Genomic DNA, 5,152 nt, shown 5'->3' on the forward strand with positions numbered 1-5,152 from the left:
TTCTTTGCCGCGCGTGTCGGTGAAACGGAAATCGACAAACTTGACGTCCTCGTCCTTGACGAGTTGCATGACGTCGGCCACGGATTTACTCATTACCTATCTCCTGATTAACAAAAGTCGGCGAAACCCTTCGCCGCCCCTACCGATCCGAACACTATCGGCGACTAAAAAGCAGCTTCCATGCCAAGCGCACCATCGCCGCGCTAAGCATTTGAAGCAGCGCGCATTTTTGGTGAAGCGTTCTTAAGTGTTTGCCGACCAGTGAATATCGTTCCACAGTCGACGCACGAAATAAGTGCTTCGCACCGACACCCGTCCAACGTTAGCACTGAAACTGGGCATTTTCCGTCCCGCGCACCAACTTGATGCAACTTCGGTTGAGTCTGGTTCCCGTCAGGCGCCGGGCGCTTTCCTTTCGGCGCCACGCTAGAATGAATGTTTCTGTTTTCCGGAGACACGCGTCATGAGCACGCTCGAACAGTTATACGGCCAGGCCGCCCGGCGCGGCACTGAAAACCACTTGCCCTACGCCGGCGCGTTCGCGCCGGCAGAGGCGTTCGAAGTGCTGCAACTCGATCCGCGCACCCGGCTCATCGATGTGCGCACCCGCGCCGAACTCGACTGGGTGGGCCGTCCGGCCATTGACGGCGCCCAGTACGCTCACATCGAATGGATCCGCTACCCCGGCTCCGTGCCGAATGCGGAGTTTATCGAACAATTGCGGCAGGTTGCCACTCCGGATACTCCGGTCCTTTTCCTGTGCCGCAGCGCGGCGCGCTCGAAGCTCGCCGCGGTGGCCGCGCAGAAGGCAGGCTTTACGCAGGCGTTCGATCTGCTGGAAGGGTTCGAAGGCGACAAGGACGGCCAGGGCCATCGCAAGACCGTGGCGGGCTGGTGCTTCCGCGGCTTGCCGTGGATCGGCGCCTGAACGCCAGCCTTTCCGGCCATCTCCACCCTTCGACCTCCGGCCGCGCGTTCGGCACGTTCACCCCGCGCGCGGTTCGCCCGCGCCGGCCTTATACGCGCCCGCTCACGCCGGCTGGTCCGGCTCCGCTTCCACCATTTCGCCGCCGAGCGCGCGCACCCCTTCGCGCAGCACCTCGAACGCCGCGCTCGCCGTTTCCGGCTCCCCTTTCACGCCCAGATCGATGTGCGCCCGGGCGTAGATCGCGCCGCGCGACGCATCGCCGACGCTCGGCAGGCTGAACACCCGCACGCCCGGGAAATCCCGCTCGATCGACTCCATGAGCGGCGTGATGCGCGATTCCGGCAGCCCGAAGACGAGCACGGAGCGCTCCACATAAGGCTTCTGGTGATGCAGATGCGCGTATTTCGTGTCGAGCACCCATTCGATCATCGGCCATGCCATGACCGGAAAGCCCGGTACGAAATGATGATCGCCGACTGAGAAACCCGGGATCCGGTTGTAGCTGTTCGGAATGATCCCCGCGCCTTTCGGAAACGTTCCCATATTCAGCCGGTGCAGGTTTTCCGGCGAATTCAGATCGACCGGCTTGTCGCCCGCCATGTCGACGATGCGCGCGCGGATCAGTTCCGCCGCTTCAGGATGCAGTTCGAGCGGCACGCCGAGCGCCTTGGCGGCGCACTGGCGCGTGTGGTCGTCGGGGGTGGCGCCGATTCCTCCCGTCGAGAACACGATGTCGCCCGAGGCGAACGAGCGCGCGAGCGTCGCGGTGATGCGCGCGGGATCGTCGCCGATATATTCCGCCCAGTCGAGCGCGAGCCCGCGCGCCGACAGCAATTCGATGATTTTCGGCAGATGCTTGTCCGTGCGCCGTCCGGACAGGATTTCATCGCCGATGATGATTACGCCAAAGCCCATGGATACCCCTCAGGATTGAACCGGCAAGGCCGGAGCGCGCGCCGTGTCGGCGCGCAGGCGCTCGAGCGCGTACAGGCAGTAGTGCGCGAACCAGAGCGCCGAAAACACCAGAATGAACGCATAGATCCAGATCGTCGCCGCGGCGACCACCGGAAACAGCGGCAGGAGCCAGACCGACCATGCCCAGAGCATCGTCGGCAGCGAGCCGAACAGGCCGCTCACGATGCCGATCGCGAAAAGCGGCCAGCGCGCGTTGCGCACGATCGTCTTGCGCTCCGCGACGCTCGCGTGCAGCGCGAGCGCGTCGTAGGTCATCACGCGATAGGTGAGCCAGCCCCACAGGAGCGGCGGAATCAGCGCGAAAAACGGCGGAATCAGCCAGAGCGGCAGCGTCACGACGAGCAGCACGAGGCACACGACGGTCGTCACCACCGAGTGGCCGAGGCTCCCGTACCACGAGCCGCCCCGCCGCTCCTCGAGCGCCGCGTACTGGCGCCGCGTGAGGAGCTTGATGACGCCGGGCATCGACAGCGTGGCAATCAGCAGCAAAACGGTCACGACGATCAGCGGAATCGCCATCACGACGACCAGAAACGGCGCGATCACCGCGTGCAGCGACGAAAAGCCGAACGAGTCGAAAAGCCGGTACATCGCGGAGGTGAGCGCCCAGCCGTCGAGCCAGCCGTTTGCGGCGCCGGTGAGCGTCTGCCAGAAAAACCACAGGATGAGGCCCCAACCGACGCTCGCCACGGCGAACGGCATAAACGTGAGCCAGAGCATCTTCGGGTGAAACGCGTTCGCGAGCGCGCGCACGAACGAACGCAGCAGGTCACTCATGCGGAATTCGTCTGAAATGGGAAAGGAGACAGGATAAACCAGCGGGGCTCGCCCGCGCAGGTGAGCCGCTGCTGGCCCGCTCGCCGCTGGCTGCATTCGGCCCCGGGCCAGCGCGCGGCACCGCGGCCGGCTCAGACGGCGGCTGCGTCCGTGTCCGAATCGGCGCGGTTGCGTGCACGGCTCGAGGCGAGCCGCGCGCCGATGCGCCTGAAAGCGAGCCAGTGCTGCTGGAAGAAGCCGTCGCCATAGTTCACGGCCGCCACACCCGGCGCGCCGATCTGGTCGCGGATGCCGGTCGGCTCGGGTTCGCGGTTCCAGGAAGCCGTCCTGAACAGCATGTCCCACCACGGCAGCAGCACGCCGAAGTTGCAGCCGTAACGCGTGCCCTCGTGGCCGTAGCCGATCGCGTGATGCCGCCGATGGAACGCCGGGCTCACCAGGAGGCGCTCGCCGAGCCAGCCATAGTGCAGACGGATGTTCGCGTGCTGCACGCTCTGCATCAGGTTCGTGATCGCCACGAGCACGACGAACTGCGACGGCTCCACGCCGATCACGAGCGCGACCGCCGCGAAAAAGCTGGCCTGGAGGATGTCGTCGAGCAGGTGATTGCGGTCATCCGACCAGAGCGACATCTGCTGCTGGCTGTGGTGCACGGCATGCAGTTCCCACCAGATGCCGATGCGGTGCTCCATGCGGTGATACCAGTAGCCGGCGAAATCGAGCAGGACGAGATAGATCGCGAACGCGACGAGCGGCTGGGTCGTCACGCCCGGCCAGAGATTGTCGATTTCCAGATTCGAGACGTTGTGCAGGCGCAGCCACGCCTGCAGCGAATCGAAAATCGGCTGGAACGTGAAGAAGAAAAAGAGGTTGAGGATGCCGAGCTTCACGAGCCACGTGTAGATCACGTCCACCCGCACCGCGCGGCGGTCCTGCCATTTCTCCGCCGGCCGCAGCGCCTCGAGCGGGCGCAGGAGCGCGTACATCGCGATCACTTCCAGCACGCCGACGATGACCCAGTAGAGCGCGTCGTACGTGTCTTCGTCGTAGTCCATCAGGCCGACCTTGAACAGGAACGGCTGGATGACGTCCACATACAGCAGCGTCTGGAGGGCGGAAACGACGTTGTCGAGCGACGAGAGAACGGAATGAAACATGATGCTCCATCGGGTGCGGGGCCTGCCGCCGCGAACGGCGCGCGCGGCCCGCGCACGGGTTGCGCCGGCGCCTGCGTCAGGCGCCGTTCGGCGCCGTCACCGGCGCACGATTGTAAAAGTAGATTCCGTGCGGCGAGCGGCCCACCGCGATGGTCTGGATAAGCTTTCGGTTTGTCAGATCGATGATGCCGATGTGCTTCGCAAACCGGAACGTAACCCAAAGATAGCGCTTGTCGGCGGAAAGTTCCATGTCGTCGGGGCCGGGCATGAGTCCGGTGATGTCGCCGACGTTCGTGAGCGTGTCTTCGTCGATGATGCTGATCGTGCTCGCGACCCGGTTCGACACCGCCACGTGCTTGCCGTCGGCGAGCGAGCGGAAGTTGTGTGCGCCCTTGCCGGTCGGGATCGTCTTGACGATCTTCTGGTTGCGCCAGTCGACCACCGCCACGTAATCCGCGCCCGTCATGCCGACGAGGACGTATTTGTCGCCGGGAGTCATCCAGAGGCCGGCCGGCACCTTGCCCACCTTCATCTTCCACTTGACGGTCTGCGTCGGCAGGTCGATCGCCGCGACCTCGCCCGACACCTGCAGCGAGATGAAAGCGGTCTTGCTGTCGTTCGTGAACGCGATGTGGCTCGGCATCACGGCGAGCGGCAGGCGTTTCGCGATTGAAATGTCCTTGCCGTCGTAGTGATAGATGTCGAGGCGGTCGAGCCGCAGCCCGGTGGACACGAACCACTTGCGATCGGGCGAGAAGCCAATCTGGTACGGGTCCTCGATGTCCTGCACCCAGCGCTGCGTCTTGCCGGTCTTCGGGTCGACGAACATCAGGTTGTTCGAGACCGAATTCGCGACGATCAGCGACGAATTGTCCGGCGTCGGCATCAGGTGATGCGGCTCCTTGCCGGTCGGGACGGTGGCTACGACCTGGCGGGTCGTTTCGTCGATGAGGCTCAGCGTCGCCTCGCCGGAATTCAGCACGATCACGTTGTTCGCGTGGGCGGCGGGTGCGAGGAAGGCGGCGGCGAGAGCCGCGCCGGCGAGGGTCGCGCGAACGAGACCGGGAAGCGGGAAATGGCGCATGAAAACTCGGGTCGGAAAACAGGCCGTCATTGTAGAACGTTTGCTGGCGCGAAAGGGTTGACGGGGGTCACGCCGGAGCGGCACTTTCCTGTTTCGCCATGGCGCCTTGGCCCGTTTGCGCTCGATGCGATGCCGGTTTCCTGAAAACCTCGCGCGCAACCCTGTGCGACCGCTCTGGTTGTCTCCGGTCGCGCGCGGCGCGTAACTCTTCACGCAGGGCAACTCCACGCC

The 5,152-nt window shown here is 64.5% G+C and carries 6 protein-coding genes; 1 reads left to right on the forward strand and 5 read right to left on the reverse strand.

Annotation, left to right across the window (positions count from 1 at the left end; translation table 11 throughout):
• Positions 1-93: glutamine synthetase (locus BG61_RS44550; protein WP_241486503.1), on the reverse strand; the 93-nt coding region annotated here is incomplete at its 3' end.
• A gap of 370 nt (positions 94-463) precedes the next feature.
• On the opposite strand from BG61_RS44550, the gene BG61_RS37500 reads away from it, so the two are divergent.
• Entirely contained in the window at positions 464-928 is a 465-nt protein-coding gene (locus tag BG61_RS37500) for a rhodanese-like domain-containing protein (protein WP_035936207.1), read from the forward strand.
• A gap of 102 nt (positions 929-1,030) precedes the next feature.
• Here BG61_RS37500 and BG61_RS37505 read toward each other — a convergent pair whose 3' ends face one another.
• The 4 genes from BG61_RS37505 to BG61_RS37520 all read right to left on the reverse strand — a co-directional run bounded on the left by BG61_RS37505 (position 1,031) and on the right by BG61_RS37520 (position 4,921).
• The gene (locus BG61_RS37505) at positions 1,031-1,843 is read right to left on the reverse strand and encodes a competence/damage-inducible protein A (protein ID WP_035936209.1); all 813 of its coding nucleotides are present in this window, start codon (positions 1,841-1,843) and stop codon (positions 1,031-1,033) included.
• Positions 1,844-1,852: 9 nt separating this feature from the next.
• Complete coding sequence (locus tag BG61_RS37510) at positions 1,853-2,680, reverse strand: EI24 domain-containing protein (RefSeq protein ID WP_035936210.1); 828 nt, start codon at positions 2,678-2,680, stop codon at positions 1,853-1,855.
• Between the two features lie 131 nt (positions 2,681-2,811).
• Positions 2,812-3,837, reverse strand: coding sequence for a sterol desaturase family protein (locus BG61_RS37515; RefSeq protein ID WP_035936213.1), 1,026 nt, complete (start codon positions 3,835-3,837; stop codon positions 2,812-2,814).
• A gap of 76 nt (positions 3,838-3,913) precedes the next feature.
• The gene (locus tag BG61_RS37520; protein WP_035936215.1) at positions 3,914-4,921 is read right to left on the reverse strand and encodes a YncE family protein; all 1,008 of its coding nucleotides are present in this window, start codon (positions 4,919-4,921) and stop codon (positions 3,914-3,916) included.
• Positions 4,922-5,152 lie beyond the last annotated feature (231 nt).

Origin of the sequence: Caballeronia glathei (genome assembly GCF_000698595.1) — a bacterium.
Lineage (GTDB): Bacteria > Pseudomonadota > Gammaproteobacteria > Burkholderiales > Burkholderiaceae > Caballeronia > Caballeronia glathei.

Coding starts and splice junctions, on each gene's coding strand:
- BG61_RS37500 (WP_035936207.1), top strand. CDS start 464: ATGAGCACGCTCGAACAGTTATACGGCCAGGCCGCCCGGCGCGGCACT.
- BG61_RS37505 (WP_035936209.1), bottom strand. CDS start 1,843: ATGGGCTTTGGCGTAATCATCATCGGCGATGAAATCCTGTCCGGACGG.
- BG61_RS37510 (WP_035936210.1), bottom strand. CDS start 2,680: ATGAGTGACCTGCTGCGTTCGTTCGTGCGCGCGCTCGCGAACGCGTTT.
- BG61_RS37515 (WP_035936213.1), bottom strand. CDS start 3,837: ATGTTTCATTCCGTTCTCTCGTCGCTCGACAACGTCGTTTCCGCCCTC.
- BG61_RS37520 (WP_035936215.1), bottom strand. CDS start 4,921: ATGCGCCATTTCCCGCTTCCCGGTCTCGTTCGCGCGACCCTCGCCGGC.